Source organism: Clostridium sp. SY8519, assembly GCF_000270305.1.
In the GTDB taxonomy this organism is placed as follows: domain Bacteria; phylum Bacillota; class Clostridia; order Lachnospirales; family Lachnospiraceae; genus SY8519.
In genome coordinates, this window is sequence record NC_015737.1 from 1753679 (window position 1) to 1773225 (window position 19547).

The following is a 19547-nucleotide window of genomic DNA, read 5'->3' on the forward strand; positions in this document are numbered from 1 at the left end:
TTTAGTGGGAGGTGCGTTATGGCACAGAGTAAACAAAAAGTAAGTAACAATTTTGGAGTCAGAGGATGGCTGATCATCATCTTCTTCGGTGTAATGCTGTTCTTAAATTCTTCATTGACGGCAGACGGTATGAATATCATCCTTCCGACGTTGGCCGGAAAGATCGGTACAGATCCGAATGCCATGCTCAGTCTGAATGGAGTTGGCGGTTGGATCGCAGTAGTTGGGGCATTTGTTCTGTCCGGACTTGTTCAGAAGGTCGGCGCAAAAAAAGTAATCCTGGTTTCTTTGGCAATTGTTGCAATCTCTTTCCTTTCTTTGACATTTATCAAAGGAATGGCAGGATGGGCAGTATGTATTATCTTAATTAATGTATTTGCAAATGGTATGAGCTTCTGCGGTGGTTCCGCACTGATCGCAAGCTGGTTCCCGACCAAAAAGGGAATGGCAATGGGATGGTCTACCATGGGTAACAACATGGCATCAGCAGTATTTATTCCAATCTTCTCGATCATGCTTGGTGCAAATGTAAATATGCCATTCTATGGTTACTTTATCTTTATGGTGATCATGTTCATTCTGGGTGTTATCATCATTAAGAATAAACCGGAAGAATGTGGCCTGCTTCCGGATAATGATCCGGCATCTGTAGAAAAAGTAAAAGCACTCGAAGAAGAAATGGCAAACTACAAGAGCCCGTGGACTGTAGGAAGAATCTTAAAAGACAAAGACATCTGGTGCGCAGGTCTTGGCTATGGTCTGTTATTCATGTGTACGGTTGGTCTGGTTTCACAGTTTGTGGCACGCGCAATGGGTGTTGGCTTTGAGCAGAATATGGCAGTTGGAATGCTTTCCATTGCAGCTGTAATTGGTATCGTAGCCAGCTATTTATGGGGTGTATTAGACACAAAGATGGGCACAAAGCTGGCATCTGTTGTCCTGGCGATCTTCTTTGCGATCGCGATCCTTCTTAACATTCTGCCGGGGCATGTAACGTTTATCATTTATACAGTAATGCTTGGCTGTGCACTTGGTGGAAACACAAACTTCTCGACATCGATGTGTGCATCTCTGTTCGGACGGAAAAACTTCCAGAGAGCATTCAACTTTGTATTCCCGGTAAGCTGTATATTCCGTGCAGCAGCAGCGGTCATCCTGGGTGCGATCCTTGGCGCAACAGGCGGGAACTTTACGATTGCTTATCTGGTATTCATGGTAGGTGCGATCGTTGCAGCGGTGCTGTTTGGATGCATCAACATGACGCCGAAGGCGGAGTAAGTATTTCCCAAACTTTATCAGGAATATCATGAAAGAGTGGCGACTTACAAAATGTGTGGTCGCCACTTTGAGTCTCTTAAATTAGACTAATATATTATCCAATACTTGAATATTCCGAACTAATGGGCTAATATATTAGCATGATTGATTTGACAGTAAAAACAGCAAATGAAATTAATACTGATATAGCAAAGCGGTTGGCGAAGATAAGACGCCGGAAAGGGTTTTCTCAAAAAAAGCTGGCCGCCCGGTCAGGAGTCAGTTTGGGTTCTTTGAAGCGGTTTGAACAGACGGGAGAAGTGTCCTTACATTCCCTGACGAAAATGGCGATCGCATTAGGGCTGGAAGAACAGCTGCTGGAACTATTTGCAGACATCCCGCCGGCAACCATTGAGGAGGTTATTCGTGAGCAGGGTTAACCAACTTTCCGTATTGTACCATGGCAGGCTGGTTGGAACGCTCGCGTTGTATCAGAACCGGTTTGCTGCATTCGAGTATCACAAAGACTGGCTGGCTGATGGATTTTCCATCAGCCCGTTTTCGCTACCGTTAGAGCAGAAGCTGTATCTTCCGAAAATCGATCCGCTGGACGGTTTACACGGTGTATTTGCGGACAGTCTGCCGGATGGATGGGGAAGGCTTTTGGTGGACCGCCTGATGCGTAAAAAAGGGTATAACCCTGCGGCGCTTGGCAATCTGGATCGCCTGGCAATCGTTGGAGATTCCGGCATGGGGGCGTTGACTTACAGGCCGGAATGGAGTTTAGAAGAAAAGCCGCAGGAACGGGATCTGGATGAGACAGCCCTTGCATGTCAGAAAATCCTGAAGGCTGAATATACAGATGATCTGGATCATTTATTTGCGCTTGGCGGATCATCCGGCGGTGCCAGACCAAAAATCCTGACAAACATCGATGGTGAGGAATGGCTGATCAAATTCCCTTCTTCAAATGATGAGCAGGAGGTCGGCTTGCAGGAATATGAATATGCACTTTGTGCGAAAGCGTGTGGCATTGACATGGAAAAGGTGCGGTTATTTCCATCCGAAAAATGTTCCGGTTATTTTGGTACCAGACGATTTGACAGGAAAAGTGAAGGAGACGGCAAAAAAAGGATTCACATGATTTCTGCTGCAGGGCTCTTAGAGACATCTCATCGTATTCCAAATCTGGACTATGACTTGCTGATGCGCTTGACATTGCAACTCACAAATGATATGGCAGAGTGTGAAAAGCTGTATCGCAGAATGTGCTTTAATGTATTTGCACACAATCGGGATGACCATTCCAGAAATTTCTCATGGCTATATCTGGAAAAGGAAAACAGGTGGGTTCTGTCACCGGCATATGATCTGACATACAGTAACTCTATCGGAGGAGAGCATGCAACAACAGTGCACGGCAATGGAGCTGATCCGGGCATGGCGGATATTCTGGAAGTAGCAAAGGAGATCGGGATAGACAAAAGAAAAGCCAACAGCATAGCAAAGCAGGTGCAAGATTGTGTACAGGAGCAGTTGGAGGAGTATTTATTCTGTCATTGATATTATTCAATTATGTCAGACATCAGTATGCCGTGAGCCTGGACTTTTGACAGAGATTTGAAAGAATTTAGGAAGGACAATATGACACTAAAACAGATCGAAGGTTTTTGTTACCTTGCGCAAACATTGAATTTTTCCAAGGCTGCTGAGCTGTTATTTTTATCACAGCCTGCTTTTAGCCGCATGATCGTATCGATGGAAAAGGAACTGGGGTGTCAGCTGTTTATTCGGAGTAAAACGGAGCCAAAACTGACCCTGGCGGGAGAACAGATCTATCAGCACATGAAGGTGATGTTGAGAGAGTACGAAGACATTAACGGCATCGCGAAGCTGGCCAGTCAGGACAAACTCGGAAGCCTTCGAATCGGGATGCTGGACAATGGACTGACGGAAAAGAGCAGAAATCTGATTCTGGGATTTCAGGACGCCAATCCGGATGTGGAGCTGATCCTGAGGGAATATTCAGAAGTGGAAATATTCAGAGCGCTGGAGATGGGCTGGATTGATGTGGCATTAGTGATTCATTTTCCGGAAATATTCCGGCAGACGATGACAGGAATCGTGACGGAGACCAGCCGGGAATGCGTGATATTACACAGAAGCAATCCGCTGTCGCAGAAAGAAGAAGTTGAAATCGCGGAATTGAAAAATGAAAAGTTCATCATGCTGCGGGAGAGCAAATCCCAAATGGGTTACAATATGGTGATGAGTGAATGCCTGCGGAATGGATTCACGCCGGATATCGTTATGAAAGCAGATTCTGTTTCCAGTGCGCTATCTGCAGTTGCCTGCAATATCGGCTGCACGATCCTGACAGACGCGCTGCAGCATCTGCCAGGAGAGGATGTTTTGTTTATACCGATTGCCGGAAGTACTTTGTGTGACCATTGGCTAGTCTGGAATAAAGAGATTGCAAACGAAAAGATTCCGGAACTCAAGGCTTTTATCGAAGCGCGTATTTGACAACAAAATAGATTTTTCGCGATGGAGAATATACCAATAGGTATGTTCTCTTTTTTGCACGATGAAGTATGCAATTTATGCATACAAACGCCAATAGAAAAGCATTTCCTATGCATACAAATAGCCATTACAATAAAGAAAACAAAAGAAATAAGGAGGCGGCATATGGAGCATGGATCAAAGTTTTCTTTAAAACCCTGTTCACCAATAAATATGCTTTATTGCTGTTGATCTATATCCTGTTACAGCAGATTGCAGGTGGTACGATCACGGCAGGCGGAACCTATTATTTCCAGCATGTATACGGCGACATCAACGGATTTTCCCAGATGATGGCTGTGACAGTAGTGGCAGCGGTCATTGCGCTTCTGGTTTGTCCGTTCCTGGTAAAGAAAATCGGGTCAAAGAAAATGTTCTCACTGGGGTGTATCCTGACGGTCATCTGCTATATCATCATGATCATTTCAGGAAGACATACGCTGATCACGCTTTTGATCTGCCTGCCGCTTTCGCAGGTGTTTGGCCAGATGTTTTTGATGACACAGGCAGGACCGATCGCAGCTGCTGTATCTGATTACAGTTTTAAGAATACAGGCGTTCATGTAGAAGGTATTACGTCATCTGTGGTTAATATCGATATTAAGGTTGGTACCGCGATCGCAACCGGTGTATTAGGCCTGATCATGAGCATCGGCGGTTATGCGGAAGGCGCTGCAGAACAGTCCGTAAGAGCGGTTAATTCCATCTATTTCGCATACATGATCGTTCCGTTGATTATATTCGCGGTACTGGGTATTCTGTTTATGACGACATATAAACTGGAAACACCGACAGAGATAGCATGATTAACAGATTTAAAAGGAGCATAATGATGAGTCAGAGAAAAGAAATGTTACTCAACAACACTGAATACATCGGCTATACCGATTTAAACAAAAAACCGGGGTTCCAGATGGCGATGTATAAAAGCCCGGAGGGCAGATACTATATCTATACGGCATGTTTCCGTGACAATGGTTTCAACATCGTAGACGTAACGGATCCGGCTAACCCCACTTCCAAATGGGTCGAGGGTGACTGGCTAACGGATGTCCATGACGGACAGGGTCTGGCCAAGATCCAGACCGGTGACGGCAAGCTGATCTGCATGTACGGCGGCACGATGCGTGTACTGCACGGGACACATGAGATGCCGTTCTGGGGCGGAATCAAAATCTATGACATTGCAACGGATCCGATGAATCCGAAATTTCTGGGCCAATTTGAATGTGAAGAGGGCCCGGGCGCACACAGAAGCTTCTACAATGGCGGCGACTATGTGTATGTGGTCGGCAGCAAGAAAAACTATATGGGATACATCATCCGGATCGTGGACATTTCCGATCCGACAAATCCTGTTGAGGTTGGCAGCTACTGGGATGATAAGCAGTATCTGTCCAACAAAAAGGCGGAGGAGATTCCGGAGATCGGTACGGAGGAGTTTATGAAGCTTCCGTGCATGCATGCGATCACGGTAAAGGATGACATCCTCTATGCGGCATATCCGAATGTTGGCTTCTGTCTGATCGATGTGCATGATAAGGCGCATCCGCATCTGATCTCCAAGCTGCCCTTAAACCCGCCGTTTGGCAGAGGACAGGGTGGCGCGGCAGTGCATTCCGCGATGCCGCTTGGCGACAGACCGTACGCGATCGTTACGACCGAAGGCGAGCGGGTTCGCTACTTTGATGAGAATCGCACGGAGGGCATGTTCCACAAGATCACGACACAGCCGATGAACTTTATCGGCATGGTGGAGCTGACAGATCCTGCCAATCCGAGTCTGATCGCAGTCTTCCCGTATCCGGAAATGCCGGAAGGATATACACATGGTGAAAACTTTAATATCGTAGACGGCACACGCGCGGTCTTCGGTCCGCACAACATGTTTGATGCGTTCGGTCAGGACTGCTATGAGAAACGTGATGATCGCGTCTATAATTGCTATTTCCATGCAGGCTTGAGGATCTATGACGTATCCGATCCGTTTGTGCCGAAGGAGATCGCATACTTCCTGCCGCCGGATCCCGAAGGTCCGAACTGGTTTGATACCGAAGATGGTTCCCTGCTGCCGGGACCGCAGGTGGCCATTACAGAAGATATTCTGGTCGATGACAGAGGTTATATCTATCTGACGACCTATCAGGATGGCATGTATATTGTGAGATGTACAGTATAAGATATCCATTATCCCCTTCGTTGAAAAAACAGCCCAGTGCTGTTTTTTCAATTTAATAGAAATAGTGGATTTTTTGAGAAACTGAAATACTGAAAAAACGGACCGAAATTGATAATATAATACTGAAAAAAAACCGAATGATTATGAGGAGCGTTATTCTGTCTTTGGTTTTGTATTATTTCAGGAGTTTTTATCTATGTTCAGAAGAAAAGTATACGATCAGTTATTGCAATGGAAGAAAGAATTCAATGGGTCATATTCTGCCCTGATACAAGGAGCAAGACGTGTTGGTAAAAGCACCGTGGCTGAGGAGTTTGCAAAAAATGAGTATAAAACATATATAAAAATAGATTTTGCAAATATATCCGGTTCTATGCAGGATGTATTCAAGGATGTATCGGATTTGGATCTGTTCTTTTTAAGATTGCAGGCGGAAACAAATATCACGCTATACGACCGGGAGTCCGTTATTATATTTGATGAGATACAATTGAGCCCGAAAACCCGGCAGGCGATCAAGTACTTTGTTGCTGATGGAAGGTATGATTATATAGAGACGGGGTCTTTGATTTCTATAAAAAAGAATGTGAAAGGAATCGTGATTCCATCGGAGGAACATAAGATAGATATGTATCCGATGGATTACGAAGAATTCCTTTGGGCAGTTGGGAGTCAAAATTATGATTTGACGAAAAAGCTTACGGAGCATCAAAAACCCATAGGCGATGCAACCAATCGAAAGCTTATGCGGGACTTCAGGATATATATGGCGGTAGGCGGTATGCCTCAGGCAGTAGAAGCGTACCTTCAGAAAAAAGACTTTGCCACGATTGATGCTATTAAAAGAGAGATTATCAATCTTTATAAGGACGATATGAAGAAAATCGACTCATCCGGACTACTTTCAAGAATCTTTGAATCCATCCCTTCCCAGTTGGCGCTAAAGAAGAAACGTTTTGTCATTAGCAGAGCCACTGGGAAGAAAAAAAACAGCAAGGATCTGGAGCGATTATCTGATCTGCTTGATTCAAGAACCGTTTATATTTGTAATAATGTAAAAAATCCGGGCATCAGTCTTTCTCAAACAAAATCAGAGGATGAGTTCAAACTTTATCTGGCAGATACCGGACTTTTTACAACACTATTATTTAACGATGAAAGCAGAGCAAATGAAGATATTTATCGAAAGCTGCTAAGTGACAGACTTCCGGAGAATCTTGTATATCTGTATGAAAATGCTGTCGCACAGATGATTGCTTCCTCAGGAAGAAAGCTGTACTATCATACATGGTCAAAGCCGGCCAGCACGCATTATTATGAGATCGATTTCATCATTTTGAAAAAAGGCAAGATTGTGCCCATAGAAGTAAAGTCCGCCAGAGTGAGACCGCATGAGTCAATGGATGATTTCTCAAAAAAGTATTCAAAGTATGTCTATAGAAAATATATTATCTCTCAGCACGATATCCAAAAGGATAGAGATATACAGCTTTGGCCGATATACTGTCTTCCGGCATTGCTTGAATAATTCATTGTGAATAGTATATAGGAATGGGAGCGCACCATGAACATGAAACAGATTGAGTGCTTTATCGCGCTCGCGGAAACCCTCAACTTCACAAAAGCATCTGAACTGTGCTATGTGAGCCAGTCTGCATTCAGTCGTCTGATTTCCTCGCTAGAGGATGAGCTGGGCTGTACGCTGATCGCCAGAAGCAAAGTAAACCCCAGGCTGACCAATGCCGGCGAGCGCATTTATGAGCAGGCGAAACTGATCCTGTTTCACAGCACAGAGATGAAAAACATCGCAACCATCGCGAACAATGGCGAGCTGGGTGATTTTCGGATCGGTATCCTGGAAAAAGGCCTGACGAAGTACTGCGTAAACCTGATCCTGGAATATCAGGAGAAGTGTCCTAACATAAGTTTTGATTTTCAGGAATACGGAGAAGTCAATCTGGTCAAGGCGATCGAGCATCAGCAGGTGGATTTTGGTATTTTGCCCTTTTTTCCGGAAATGCTGCAGGAGAAGATGGATTATATAATCCTGGAAAAGACCAGAAACTGCGTGTTCGTACCGGAAGGACACCCGATCGCTTCGCATTCGTCAATCTCTATTACAGAATTAAAAGACGAACCGTTCATCGTCATGCACAGCGACAACATGAATGCAGGTTATCAGTATTATATGGGTGTTTGCAGACAGAATGGTTTTGAGCCGCGGATCGCGGCACAGGGTGATTCCATCAGCAGTATCGAGTACTACCTGCGTTGTAAAAAAGGGGTATTCCTGTCAATTGAGGCAATCTTTGACTATGCCAATGAAGGCATCGTATCGGTGCCGGTAGAGGAGCTTGAAGACAATCTGATCTATCTAGTCTGGAACCGGAACCGCGAGAGCAAGGAACTGGATAAGTTCCTCGCGTTTGTCGGAAACAAGGTGTTCGGGCGGGAGTAACAGGCTGATTGCAATTTCCGCAATCTATCTTGCGCTCTTAGCATTTCCTGTAAAAAAAGAAGTGGATTAAGCTTTAGATATAAAGTTTAATCCGCTTTTTTGTTTTACGAAAGGAGTTTTTCATAATGGCAAGAGTATTAATGAAAGGCGGTGAAGCGATCGTCGAAGCAGCAGTAAGAGCCGGATGCCGTTTTTTCGCAGGGTATCCTATCACACCACAAAATGCTCGAGAATATGTAGGGAGGAATGACAGATGGAATTGATATATAGCAGAACAAAGACCATTCAGGAAGACAAAGTCTCCGGTTTTTGCCCCGGATGTATGCATAGCACGGTAGTAAAGCTGATCGGGGAAGTCCTGGAGGAAATGGATATTGCAAATAAAGCTGTCATGATCAACGGGATCGGCTGCTGCGGACTCCACATAGATTACATCACATATGATAATATTACGGCGCCGCATGGCCGCGCCTGTGCAGTAGCAACCGGCTTAAAGCGTGTCCGCCCGAATACACTCTATTTTACCTATCAGGGAGATGGCGACCTGGCATCTATCGGTCTGGCTGAGACCATGTCGGCCGCAAACCGTGGTGAGAATTTCACCGTCATTTTTATCAACAACGGCATTTATGGTATGACAGGCGGACAGTTGGCTCCTACTACTTTGCTTGGAATGAAAGCGTCCACGGCGCCAAAAGGCAGGAGCGCAGAGGAACATGGATATCCGATACATGTCTGTGAGACGCTTGACACCTTGACAGAACCGGTCTATCTGGAGAGGACCAGCTGCAATACCCCTGCAAATGTCGCGAAGACAAAGAATGCGATCCGCAAAGCATTCCAAAATCAGCTTGACGGGAAAGGGTTTTCTCTCGTGGAGATTGTGACAAGCTGTCCGACGAACTGGGGACTGAGTCCACTGGATTCTTTGGATTTCCTGGAAGAGAAGATGTTAAAAGAATTTCCTCTGGGTGTAATCCGGGACCGATAGAAGGAGTATGACATGAACAAACGACTGCCGTTAGATGGCTTGAAGGTAGTAGAGCTCGCCACTGTCGTGGCAACACCGATTACAGGGAGACTGCTGTCGGATTACGGTGCGGAGGTGATCAAAGTCGAGGCGCTGGCAGGGGATTTGCTGCGCCCTACCGGTATGTGGCATCAATTACCGGTCGAGGATGACCACAATCCGCTGTTTGATTTGTGCAACACGGGAAAACGTCTGGTGGCACTGAATCTGAAATCAAAGGAAGGGATGGGGGCATTTATTAAGCTTCTGGAGCGGGCAGATATTTTTCTCTCAAATGTCCGCATGCAGTCATTGGAACGCATGGGGATAGACTATGAAAGCATAAAGGATCGTTTTCCCGGACTGATCTATGCCCATTTCTCAGGATTTGGGTTAAATGGTCCGGAGAAAAATAAGCCGGGTTACGATTCTACTGCGTTTTGGATGCGCACCGGAGGATCGACAGATATCTCGACTCCTGGTGCCTTTCCCTTAAGACCATCCTTTGCGTTTGGTGATATCGCGACGGCGTCTGAGTTTCTGGCAGCGATCCTGATGGCAGTGATTGGCCGTAATCAGACCGGGGAGGGAACGATGGTGGCGACATCACTGCTGCAGTCAGGAATCTGGTGCAATGCCGTGGCTGTCATGAATGCCCAGCCTCAGTATGGAAAGGACTATCCGGTTGAGCGCTTTTTGCCGGGACATCCTTTGGCAGATTACTACGAGTGTAAGGACGGAGAGTATATCGCAATCATGCAGAATGATTATCAGAAAGACCGGAAGCTCTTTGCGGATTTATTCGGACTGCAGGAGCTTCTGGACGATCCGGATTTGGATACGCTGACGAGCATGCATAAGTCTGGGAAAGTGCCTGCGCTCACACACCGGATGCAGGATGTTATGCTTCAAAAAACTGCCTCGGAGTGGGATGAAATACTGAATGAAAATGATATCCCGCATGAGCTGGCACATCATTTCCGGAATACATGGCAGGATCCACAGGCCAGAGCTGTTGGCGCATTTGATGAGGTGAATTATCCGGAAGATGTGGTTACAGCCATTCCGAGACCGCCGTTTGATTTTTCCGGGTATGGCAGGAAGAACTTCCAAAAGACCGGTGGAATCGGTGCGGACACAAGAGAGGTTCTGGAAGAACTGGGATATTCGGATGAACAGATTAGAATAATAGAACAGGCGTGATATAATCGGAAAAAGCTGATTGCAATTTCTGCAAGCTGCCTTGCGCTCTTAGCATTTCCTATTGCAAAAGAAGTGGATTAAGCTTTAGATACAAAGCTTGATCCACTTTTTTGTTTAGGAGGTATTATCATGGCAATTGAATTTAACCCGATGAGAAGCTTGATCTACATTGATTGTGTGAAGAATGATTACCGTCACAAACTGCAGTACTGGCTGTACAAGCATCATATTCCGGACAGCATTGCAAAGTTTGAACCTTATGTATCCAAGTATGCATTTTACAGTGCATTGCCGGTACCGGAAGACGGTGAGGAGTTCGGTACTTATAATTATCAGCTGACCGAGCATTACTGGCTCTGCAATCCGCTTACTGCTGATTTTGCAGTCAACTCTTTGCAGGAATCCTTCACGCCTGACGTCTTAAAATGGCAGGGAATCATCCCGGATATTGACATCACACCGGAAATGATGGCCGCAATGCAGAATGCAGATGATGCGCGAGCATCTGAAGGAAGCGAAGCGCCGGGGTTTGATCTGCCGCCGTTTATCTTTGCGTTTTTGCCGCTGAGCTGGGAGTTCCAGACCAAGGGTGAAAAACTGACGATTGAAGACGGCCCGAATTACCGCTGGCAGTTCCTGGTAAAATATCCGGAAGCAGCAGACGCCGAGCAGGCAGACAAGTGGCTGATGGAGGAAGTGATCCCGGCATTCGCCCAAATGGATGAGGTTAAGAGAATCCTTTCTTCTAAGGTAAAACAGGAAGTCAATGGATGTGTTTATTACAGAGTGGTTGAGATGTGGTTTGACAGTCCGAGTGACTGGCATCGCGCTGTCAAGGAAAAAACCGGTGCGATCTCCAAGCCGGAATGGGCGTCAACCGACAGCTTCCCGTACTTGAGACCAAAACATGAGATGGCAAGCATCTTCTTGTCAGACATTCCGACCACAGACAATCTGCTGCAGTACAGAGGTTTTATTCCGATGAGATAAAAGACTGGGGCACGGAGGAGACACAGAACCGTCACCTGTCTCCTACGTGCATGAAAGGATGGGTATCATGAGTTTTTACGGAAAATGGAAGGTCGTTACGAAAACACCGATGGGCAACACAGAGGCAATCTGGGATGTGTTTGAAGAAAACGGTGCGCCGAAAGCAACGATTTTTGCGGACGATGCGTTAACTGATTTTGATTCGGTCGTGATCGACGGCGACAGTTTTATCATGGATGTGAAATTAAAATCCATTATCGGAAAGATGAAGTTCCATATGGAAGGAACCGTTGATGGAGATACACTTTCCGGAACAGCCAAAATGAAGATGGGGAGCTCTCCGTTTGAGGGGGAGCGGATCACGGATGAAGCTGCCAAAGCAATGGAAGAAGAGAAAGCAGCTCCTGCAGAAGAAACTGCAGCAGAAGAGCCGGCAGGGCCGAAGAGGATTCTTGGTATCAGCTGCGGGCGTCCGTTTGGAAACAGTGAGCTTTTGCTGCGCGAAGCATTGATGGGTGCAGAGGAAGCAGGTGCGGAAGTAGAAATGGTACGCCTGAACGAGTTTGACATCAAGCCGTGTACCGGATGTACCGCCTGTATGGCAAAATTAGGAAAAGGACAGGAAAACCTCTGCGTACAGAAGGATGACTTCCCGGTTCTGCGTGACCGTATCCTCTGGAGCGATGCGGTGATCATCAGTGCGCCGATCTATCTGATCCGACCGATCGCATCTTTGCTGGTCGTAACGGACCGCATCGGTCCGTGGCATGATGTGGCAAGCTTTGAACAGATGGGCTTAAACAAACCGGGATCACCGATCGATCAGAGACTGTTCAAACAGCGCTGTGCCGGATTTATCTCTGTAGGCGGTGCGATTCGCCCACAGTATGCATCCATGGGGCTGACACTGATGAATGATTTTACATATCCGATGCACATCAAGGTGGTCGATCAGATCATGGTGCTGAATTCTAACTCTTCAGGACAGGCAATCTATCATGACGAAAAGGTAGCCAGAGTGCATCAGCTAGGCATCAATGTGACAGAAAATGCATGTAAGCCGGAAGAAGAGATGAAGTGGTGCGGCGACTTTGATGGTACCTGTCCGGTCTGCCACGGCAATCTGATGACCATTGACAATGGAGACGAAACCATTACCTGTGCAATTTGCGGCATCAAGGGAAGCGTCACCGTAGAAGACGGCAAGATTCATGTGGATTTTGCGGATGACGAACTGATCCATTCCCGCCTGACGAAGGAAGAATGCTGGATCCACATGCAGGAGATCATGCAGTCCTTTGAGGAATTTGGTGAGATCGCGGAGGAGGTGAAAGCAAAAGAACAGAAGTACCGTGATTATCAGGTGAAGATCGTAAAGCCATAACGCAAAAAGAAGACAGAAGCGAGCCGTATTTCATTTTTGACGGCATATGCCCCCAAGAATGCATTTTATGAGAATACCAAAACGGGATATACTCATATCAACAAAGAGATCTGCATAAAAGGAGGGGCGAAGAGTGAGTGATCGTTTTTACAAATTCCAGGATGTATTCAAAGTTTTGCTCGAAGTGAAGGACAAAGAAACCCGTGATGAGAAAATCAGATTTGAGCAAATGATGACAGCTGATCTTCTCGGCACGCTGATCAATGCAAAAAATGCTGAAACCAGAGAAGAGGGCGATGCCATTCTTGCGGCGGCCTTATCCGGCGATAGAGTTGCGGACGAGTTTAGCAACATCATGAATGCATCGACTGCAGGGACAGCAGGCAAAGACCTTTATGATCTCGTAGATCTGATGGCCAGTCACTCCGGCACATTGGGCGGCAGTACGTTCGTCGCAGCCACACTTGCCGGTAAGCATGACAGATTTGCCGATGAACTGACCGTCATCAAGAATGTGGCAAAACGTGTGGAAGGAGACAAGGACATTGATGCGCTGATGAATCAGATGCTTGATTATGCAGGCGTTCTGGCTGAAATCAAAAGCGCACCGTCCATTGAGAGTGGCGATGAAATCATCCGAGCATGTCTTACTGCAGCAGATATTTCATAAAAGTATCCCGAACGGGATGGATTGGGCAGTCTGTGCTTGTGAGAGCACAGATTTCCCGTTTGGGAAGGGCTTCTTTCAGATCAACGATAAACAAATCTGATCCATCGTACTCTTTGAGATAAATCTCGGGAAGGATGCCAAGCCCCATATTCATTTCCGCCATAGTACGGATCAATGACAGGGAGCAAACATGGAATATTTCATTGATCGATGTGTTGTACTGTTCAAAATAATTTCGGACATATTTCCATGTGCTGGTGCCTTCTTCCATCATGATAAATGCTTCATCTTCCAGTTCAGAAATGGCAACCTTCCTTCCAGCCAGATGTCGGAAGCGGTTTCCGCCGATCATAACATCCTGAATGGTGCATAGGGTTTGCCTTTGAATTAGAAGCTGAGGATCTTCCGGGACAGGGGTTGTAAGAACCGCAATGTCGAGTGTATTTTCATGCAATTCAGACAGGGCGGGTTTTGTTTTCTCAAAGGATAGGGAGACCTGGATGCCGGGATAGTCATCACGGAACTTCCGCAAACGCTTAAGCAGGTAATAATGCAGCGTCATTTCAGTGACCCCAATGCGCAGAAAACCGGTTTCCAGAGCGCCCAAAGCATGCAGATGGTTTTCGGCAATGGATATTTCTGAAAAGGCTTTTTTGACGTGGGAAAACAGATAGTTTCCGTCTGCTGTCAGTTCCATTCCTTTTTGGGAGCGCAAAAAAAGCGTACAGTTCAGTTCTTTTTCAAGATTCTGGATGGCACGGCTGACAGTGGACTGTGAAAGATACAGCCGGCTTGCGGCAGCTGTAATATTTCCACATGACGCCACATAATAGAAAATCTGATATAATTCGTAGTTTATGATCATATGGGAATACTCCTGTTTTCGGACTTTTGAATCAGGAAGGTGGATAATTTCACACGATAAACTATTTTTAGCATGAATAAACAACATTCGCAAGTACAAAAGGAGAATGATATATAACGATGGTTTTATTGCTGGTTATAGTATGCTGCTTTGTCAGCGCGCTGGTTCAGCGGATTTCCGGTTTTGGGCTGGCGACCCTGCTGATGCCTCTGCTTTTGCTGTTCCAATCTTTTTCAGATGCTCTGATTGTTGTAGGTGTGATCAGCTGCATCGGATCATTGATCTTAGTGGTTCAGCAGTTTCGTCACATACAGTGGAAAAAACTGATCATTCCAATGATGCCATATGTGGTTATCAGTCTTTTGATCACAAGACTGATGGCAAATTCAAATGTAGAAAATCTGAAAAAATGGCTGGGGTTGTTTTTATTTGTTCTCGGCATCTATCTGATCATTTCTGCAAGGCGTGCGCATAAGCAGAAAAAACATTCCGATCCGCAGAAAGGGGCTCTTCCGGTCGGCCTTGGTGTTGGGGCAGTTACCGGAGTCATCAATCCGCTCTTTAATGTGGCAGGGCCTCCTATGGCTATCTATTTCTTAAGAGTCTGCAAGGATAACCTGGCTTATCTAGCAACGATGCAGGTGTTTCTGTCCTTTATTTCGCTGTATACCAACACGATCCGTGCAGTAAACGGGATGTTTTCAGTTCATGTCATTCTTCCAATATTGCTTGGAGTCGTTGGCATATTGGCGGGATTTGGCGCAGGCGGGAAAATATTCGGCCGCCTGGATGCAGAAAAGTTAAAATATATTGTCTATACTGTCGTTGCCTGCTCTGGTTTATGGACTTTTATCAGTGACGTTTTTTCGGGTCAGTTTTAAGACCAAATGGTATTCCCTGTTATTAACCTACAGAGAAGAGGGGACGGTTAAGTAATGGGAACCTGGCACCTCTGGAAAGGACAGATCTATATATCGGAAAGACAGAGCAGTGAGGAGTTGGAACTGAAGGTGGAGATCACAATTCTGTCAGAACGTCTGCGGGGCAAGTGATGTCGTTTCTGTATGTGTTTTGTGTAGTGAATGTTGTGCAGATAGGTATCTTATAAATATGTTTTCGGCAATACTATCTTGATAAAACCAATATAAGAAGATCTGGCATATCACACAGCATTATGAGATCCATGCGGAGAACGATGCAGATGAGAAAAATGGCGAACGGTTCAGAGCACTTGTGTCTGAAGAGAAGCTGAAAGCATGGGCGGAAGAGATTATTAAATAACGCCCATATCATAGGTTAGAGACAGCATGAAAAAATGGGATAAAGAGATGTATTGAGCGGAGTTTAAGTGGTTGTCGCTTCTGAAACGACCAGGTTCTGCTATTTCTTTTGTAATCTGTACGGTCACATTACGGGTCACATTCCGGCTGGCGTCAAAACCGAACGAAACAGAAGCAAACATATGTTCGGCTGTTATAGAACAGACGTTCGATTTTGAATGCCCTGTTGAATGCCCTAAGGGTAGGTGCTTCGGAAACCCGCTTCCTTTCTGGGTTTGTGGACACGGTGAGTATTCGAGTCCCGTCTCGCGCTCTAGATCAAGGATCATCCGGAAGGATGGTCCTTTTTCTATCTATCGCTCGCAAACCCAGTGTTTTCAGCGGTTTGCGGGCTTTTTGTATTTTTGGAAAATGTCAAAAAATCATGAAAAATCATGCGAAAAAGTCAAAAATAACGCAAAAGAACAAGCGTTCGGGACGTGGCCCGTCACGTGCTTGCAGTTAACATGGCGCAAACCCAGTGTTTAAGCGGGTTTGCGCGATTTCAGGAAATGGGAAAAGTTGAATGCCTTTACCTTTCACAAAATATAGATTCTATCAATATTTATTCATTTCATAAGACAGAATGAGGTATAAACGCTCTTTATAGTTATCAAAATTGTCATCAATCAGAGAACTGATTTTTTTGAATCTATACACCAGAGAGGTGCGGTGCATCTCCATGGCCTCGGCATCCGCAGCTAAATTACGTTCATGGATCAGATACATATATAATGTATACGCAAGCTCAGAATGATGTGTTTTATCATAATCCAATAATAGTTTCATTTTCGGATGACAGAATGTATTGCCGGATTCTTTTATGAGAGACTGGCTGATTACATGTTGCAGATAATAATCCCAGTAGGGATATAATGCGGGCACATCATTGATCCTGGCACCGAATTCAATGGCACGTAGTGCCTGCGCATAGTATTCGCGCAATTCCAGAATGTTTTCAAAACAATTACTAATGCCGGCAAACAAGCCGTTTCCCAGGCATAATTTATTGCCCATTTTCAGATATTCATCAGAAATATACTGGTTATCGAGAAAGCTTAGGATAATGACAATCTGTTCGTTGTAGATAAGTGTCTTAGAATACGGGAAACGGCTTTCTATTATATTTCTAATATGATTGATATTAACAGTTTCCGTGCTGCGTGCTGTCTCAATTACCATGCAGTACATATTTCCGCTAAATGTGATTTCTGTATATTTCATATTTGCGGAATTGTTGCTGCCGGTATCAATTTTTTTATCCAGCAGATCGCGCAGGAAGTATTCATAATTGAATCCCTTTGCACTTCGGATAAAAGTGTCTTTCTTCATTAGCTGATCGACATATTTCTTGAGGATCAGCATAAATTCTTTGTCAATTGGTTCAAATGGCTTATTCACGGCAGAAATTACAATATGACCGAGATTCTTTTGTGTATTGATTGCGCAATACATTTGCTCATAACCGAGCGCTTTATTGAAAGCGATAATAGGTATCTCGCTTTTTAATACCTTGCTATGGATATTATGTTCCCGGTTCGCCATTTTAAAATCATCTTCGGAAAAGCGTTTTTCTGATATGACAGAATCGTTGATTCCCAATTCTTCAATGGCTTTCCAGGTAGCGGCGATTAGATTGTAATTGCTATCAAATACAAAAACGGGATTATGAAAAACATTGTATGCGTATTCAATAGAAGATTGTAATCCGTCTTCGAAGGAAAGAAAATCGAGCAGTGTCTGTCCAAACATGCCCACACCGCATTGACGGTTAAAGAAATCCTGTAATGCAGTATAGATCTCAACAGGCTCTGCGCTTTCTATGAGCAGTAGGCTAATGTTGTCAGGAAATCGGCTGATGATCTGTTCCTGATTCGAACCGGGTGTTATGATGCAAAGAACATGCATATGGTCAATGAAGCCGATCTTAGTCAGATCTGTCTCATCAGTACAAACATACAGGAGATAAGATGCATAGGGTTCCGGCGCGGAACTCAACTGGTTCCAGCCTGTTAAACAATGCAGTCCGTCAGAGTCTGTAAGACGGGATGGGTAATCATAGAACAGATTCTGGATTTTCTTTAATCCGACATACATGAGAAATCCTCCCTGTAATTCCTTTTTAAATGCACGATATATGAGGAAAGCCTTTTTGATACGATATGTTCAAGAAAGAAAACATCATGATTTTACTAGAGATGGAACAGGTAAAGGAATCATAGGAGGAGGTAAACATGTTGCAGATTATGATCAATGGAAACCCTGTACCTGCAAGGGATGGCGCTACAATTCTGGAAGCGGCTTACGAAAACAAATATGCCAGAATGCAGTTTGATACGGAAATTTTATCCCTGCAGTATTTAAAGGGCGTACAGGAAAAGGATGACAGCGGACTTTGTATTGTTGAGGTACAGGGGAAAGGAATCGTCAATGCGGCAACGACGCTGATCGAGTCGGATATGAAAGTCATTACGGATTCCGAAGCTGTCAGATACGAGCAGAAAAAAATTCTGCAGGAGATCCTCGACCACCACGACAGAGACTGCAGAAACTGTAATCGTACCGGAAACTGCGAACTGCAGGATGTGCAGCATAAGCTTCGCATGACAAAGAACCCCGTAACGGAAGCGTTTGAATCTGTTCCGGTAAAGACAGACGGCATCATTGTCAGGGATGACAATAAGTGCATCCGCTGCGGCCGCTGTGTGGCAGCATGTGAAAACCTGCAGGGAATCGGCGCGATCAAAATGGAAGGGGAAGGCCTGACTGCAAAGGTCGTACCGTCAAAAGGCGAGACACTCATTGAGAGCGGTTGTGTCGGCTGCGGACAGTGTATTACGGTTTGCCCGGTCGGCGCACTGCATGAAAGAGATGACGTGGATGCTGTATTAGAGATGGTAAAGGATCCGGATAAATACGTTGTGATCCAGGCAGCACCTTCCGTACGTGCAGGTATCTCAGAAGCCTTTGGTTATCCGATCGGCTCTGGCACGAAAGGAAAGCTTGCGGCAGCGATGAGAAAGATCGGATTCGACCGTGTATTTGATACCGTTTTCTCAGCAGACTTAACGATCATGGAAGAAGCAAACGAGCTGGTAGAGCGCATTCAGACGGGCGGAACCTTTCCGATGTTCACCTCCTGCTGTCCGGGATGGATCAATTACATTGAGACCTATTATGATGACATGCTTCCGCATGTATCTTCCTGCAAATCCCCGCAGCAGATGTTTGGCGCAATGGTAAAGACATTCCTTTCTGAGAAAGAAGGAATCCCGGCAGACAAGATCGTCGTTGTCAGCACGATGCCCTGTACCGCAAAGAAACGCGAGCTTGGCAGAGATGACCAGAGCGCGGCGGGTGTTCCGGATGTTGACTTCTCACTGACAAGCCGTGAGCTTGCACGTATGATCGAGCGCTGCGGCATCTCCTTCCCGGGACTTGAGGATGAGGAATTTGATGCACCGCTTGGCATCGGCTCCGGTGCAGGTACGATCTTTGGCGCGACCGGTGGTGTTATGGAAGCTGCGCTTCGTACAGCAAATGACTGGCTGAATGGTGAAGCACAGGGCGAGGTCGAGTTTAAAGAAGCCCGCGGTACGAAAGATCTGAAGGAATCAACCTACAAGGTTGGAGATCTGACATAGGACC

General features: G+C 45.5%; 18 protein-coding genes. 16 read left to right on the plus strand and 2 right to left on the minus strand.

Going from position 1 to position 19547, the window contains the following annotated elements:
• Positions 1–18 precede the first annotated feature (18 nt).
• The 14 genes from CXIVA_RS08215 to CXIVA_RS08275 all read left to right on the plus strand — a co-directional run bounded on the left by CXIVA_RS08215 (position 19) and on the right by CXIVA_RS08275 (position 13715).
• The gene (locus tag CXIVA_RS08215) at positions 19–1278 is read left to right on the plus strand and encodes an MFS transporter (RefSeq protein WP_013977547.1); all 1260 of its coding nucleotides are present in this window, start codon (positions 19–21) and stop codon (positions 1276–1278) included.
• A gap of 149 nt (positions 1279–1427) precedes the next feature.
• A complete protein-coding gene (locus tag CXIVA_RS08220) occupies positions 1428–1697 on the plus strand; it encodes a helix-turn-helix transcriptional regulator (RefSeq protein ID WP_347475621.1) in 270 nt (89 codons plus the stop codon).
• Positions 1645–2820: a type II toxin-antitoxin system HipA family toxin gene (locus tag CXIVA_RS08225; protein ID WP_347475622.1), complete on the plus strand. Its 1176-nt coding sequence runs from the start codon at positions 1645–1647 to the stop codon at positions 2818–2820. Before CXIVA_RS08220 ends, CXIVA_RS08225 begins: the two co-directional genes overlap by 53 nt.
• 81 nt (positions 2821–2901) lie before the next feature.
• Entirely contained in the window at positions 2902–3783 is an 882-nt protein-coding gene (locus CXIVA_RS08230) for a LysR family transcriptional regulator (protein WP_013977550.1), read from the plus strand.
• Between the two features lie 110 nt (positions 3784–3893).
• On the plus strand, positions 3894–4628 hold the full coding sequence (locus tag CXIVA_RS08235; RefSeq protein ID WP_158309836.1) for an MFS transporter: 735 nt from the start codon (positions 3894–3896) through the stop codon (positions 4626–4628).
• 44 nt (positions 4629–4672) lie between these two features.
• Positions 4673–6001 carry a hypothetical protein gene (locus tag CXIVA_RS08240; protein ID WP_242822897.1) on the plus strand — a complete coding sequence of 443 codons (1329 nt, stop codon included), beginning with the start codon at positions 4673–4675 and terminating at the stop codon, positions 5999–6001.
• Between the two features lie 196 nt (positions 6002–6197).
• Positions 6198–7529: an AAA family ATPase gene (locus tag CXIVA_RS08245; protein WP_013977553.1), complete on the plus strand. Its 1332-nt coding sequence runs from the start codon at positions 6198–6200 to the stop codon at positions 7527–7529.
• A 36-nt stretch (positions 7530–7565) separates the two neighbouring features.
• Positions 7566–8459: a LysR family transcriptional regulator gene (locus CXIVA_RS08250; protein WP_013977554.1), complete on the plus strand. Its 894-nt coding sequence runs from the start codon at positions 7566–7568 to the stop codon at positions 8457–8459.
• A gap of 125 nt (positions 8460–8584) precedes the next feature.
• The gene (locus CXIVA_RS14115) at positions 8585–8722 is read left to right on the plus strand and encodes a pyruvate:ferredoxin oxidoreductase subunit alpha-like protein (protein ID WP_013977555.1); all 138 of its coding nucleotides are present in this window, start codon (positions 8585–8587) and stop codon (positions 8720–8722) included.
• Entirely contained in the window at positions 8713–9450 is a 738-nt protein-coding gene (locus CXIVA_RS08255) for a thiamine pyrophosphate-dependent enzyme (protein WP_013977556.1), read from the plus strand. Before CXIVA_RS14115 ends, CXIVA_RS08255 begins: the two co-directional genes overlap by 10 nt.
• Positions 9451–9462: 12 nt before the next feature.
• On the plus strand, positions 9463–10671 hold the full coding sequence (locus tag CXIVA_RS08260; protein ID WP_013977557.1) for a CaiB/BaiF CoA-transferase family protein: 1209 nt from the start codon (positions 9463–9465) through the stop codon (positions 10669–10671).
• A gap of 129 nt (positions 10672–10800) precedes the next feature.
• On the plus strand, positions 10801–11661 hold the full coding sequence (locus tag CXIVA_RS08265; RefSeq protein WP_013977558.1) for a hypothetical protein: 861 nt from the start codon (positions 10801–10803) through the stop codon (positions 11659–11661).
• 67 nt (positions 11662–11728) lie between these two features.
• On the plus strand, positions 11729–13045 hold the full coding sequence (locus CXIVA_RS08270; RefSeq protein ID WP_013977559.1) for a flavodoxin family protein: 1317 nt from the start codon (positions 11729–11731) through the stop codon (positions 13043–13045).
• A gap of 133 nt (positions 13046–13178) precedes the next feature.
• Entirely contained in the window at positions 13179–13715 is a 537-nt protein-coding gene (locus CXIVA_RS08275; RefSeq protein ID WP_013977560.1) for a hypothetical protein, read from the plus strand.
• Here the strand turns inward: CXIVA_RS08275 and CXIVA_RS08280 are convergent.
• Positions 13693–14667, minus strand: coding sequence for a LysR family transcriptional regulator (locus CXIVA_RS08280; protein ID WP_148267807.1), 975 nt, complete (start codon positions 14665–14667; stop codon positions 13693–13695). The two genes, CXIVA_RS08275 and CXIVA_RS08280, sit on opposite strands and share 23 nt — an antisense overlap.
• A gap of 32 nt (positions 14668–14699) precedes the next feature.
• Between CXIVA_RS08280 and CXIVA_RS08285 the strand changes: the two genes are divergently transcribed.
• Positions 14700–15461 carry a sulfite exporter TauE/SafE family protein gene (locus tag CXIVA_RS08285; protein WP_013977562.1) on the plus strand — a complete coding sequence of 254 codons (762 nt, stop codon included), beginning with the start codon at positions 14700–14702 and terminating at the stop codon, positions 15459–15461.
• Between the two features lie 996 nt (positions 15462–16457).
• Here CXIVA_RS08285 and CXIVA_RS08290 read toward each other — a convergent pair.
• Positions 16458–17996, minus strand: a complete 1539-nt coding sequence (locus CXIVA_RS08290; RefSeq protein ID WP_013977564.1) for a helix-turn-helix domain-containing protein — start codon at positions 17994–17996, stop codon at positions 16458–16460.
• Positions 17997–18133: 137 nt separating this feature from the next.
• Between CXIVA_RS08290 and CXIVA_RS08295 the strand changes: the two genes are divergently transcribed.
• On the plus strand, positions 18134–19543 hold the full coding sequence (locus CXIVA_RS08295) for a [FeFe] hydrogenase, group A (protein WP_013977565.1): 1410 nt from the start codon (positions 18134–18136) through the stop codon (positions 19541–19543).
• Positions 19544–19547 lie beyond the last annotated feature (4 nt).

What these genes read in the sequence shown, in the direction of transcription:
- CXIVA_RS08215 (WP_013977547.1), top strand. Translation starts at nt 19, where the DNA reads ATGGCACAGAGTAAACAAAAAGTAAGTAACAATTTTGGAGTCAGAGGA.
- CXIVA_RS08230 (WP_013977550.1), top strand. Translation starts at nt 2,902, where the DNA reads ATGACACTAAAACAGATCGAAGGTTTTTGTTACCTTGCGCAAACATTG.
- CXIVA_RS08235 (WP_158309836.1), top strand. Translation starts at nt 3,894, where the DNA reads ATGCATACAAATAGCCATTACAATAAAGAAAACAAAAGAAATAAGGAG.
- CXIVA_RS08240 (WP_242822897.1), top strand. Translation starts at nt 4,673, where the DNA reads ATGTTACTCAACAACACTGAATACATCGGCTATACCGATTTAAACAAA.
- CXIVA_RS08245 (WP_013977553.1), top strand. Translation starts at nt 6,198, where the DNA reads ATGTTCAGAAGAAAAGTATACGATCAGTTATTGCAATGGAAGAAAGAA.
- CXIVA_RS08250 (WP_013977554.1), top strand. Translation starts at nt 7,566, where the DNA reads ATGAACATGAAACAGATTGAGTGCTTTATCGCGCTCGCGGAAACCCTC.
- CXIVA_RS14115 (WP_013977555.1), top strand. Translation starts at nt 8,585, where the DNA reads ATGGCAAGAGTATTAATGAAAGGCGGTGAAGCGATCGTCGAAGCAGCA.
- CXIVA_RS08255 (WP_013977556.1), top strand. Translation starts at nt 8,713, where the DNA reads ATGGAATTGATATATAGCAGAACAAAGACCATTCAGGAAGACAAAGTC.
- CXIVA_RS08260 (WP_013977557.1), top strand. Translation starts at nt 9,463, where the DNA reads ATGAACAAACGACTGCCGTTAGATGGCTTGAAGGTAGTAGAGCTCGCC.
- CXIVA_RS08265 (WP_013977558.1), top strand. Translation starts at nt 10,801, where the DNA reads ATGGCAATTGAATTTAACCCGATGAGAAGCTTGATCTACATTGATTGT.
- CXIVA_RS08270 (WP_013977559.1), top strand. Translation starts at nt 11,729, where the DNA reads ATGAGTTTTTACGGAAAATGGAAGGTCGTTACGAAAACACCGATGGGC.
- CXIVA_RS08280 (WP_148267807.1), bottom strand. Translation starts at nt 14,667, where the DNA reads ATGTTGTTTATTCATGCTAAAAATAGTTTATCGTGTGAAATTATCCAC.
- CXIVA_RS08285 (WP_013977562.1), top strand. Translation starts at nt 14,700, where the DNA reads ATGGTTTTATTGCTGGTTATAGTATGCTGCTTTGTCAGCGCGCTGGTT.
- CXIVA_RS08290 (WP_013977564.1), bottom strand. Translation starts at nt 17,996, where the DNA reads ATGTATGTCGGATTAAAGAAAATCCAGAATCTGTTCTATGATTACCCA.
- CXIVA_RS08295 (WP_013977565.1), top strand. Translation starts at nt 18,134, where the DNA reads ATGTTGCAGATTATGATCAATGGAAACCCTGTACCTGCAAGGGATGGC.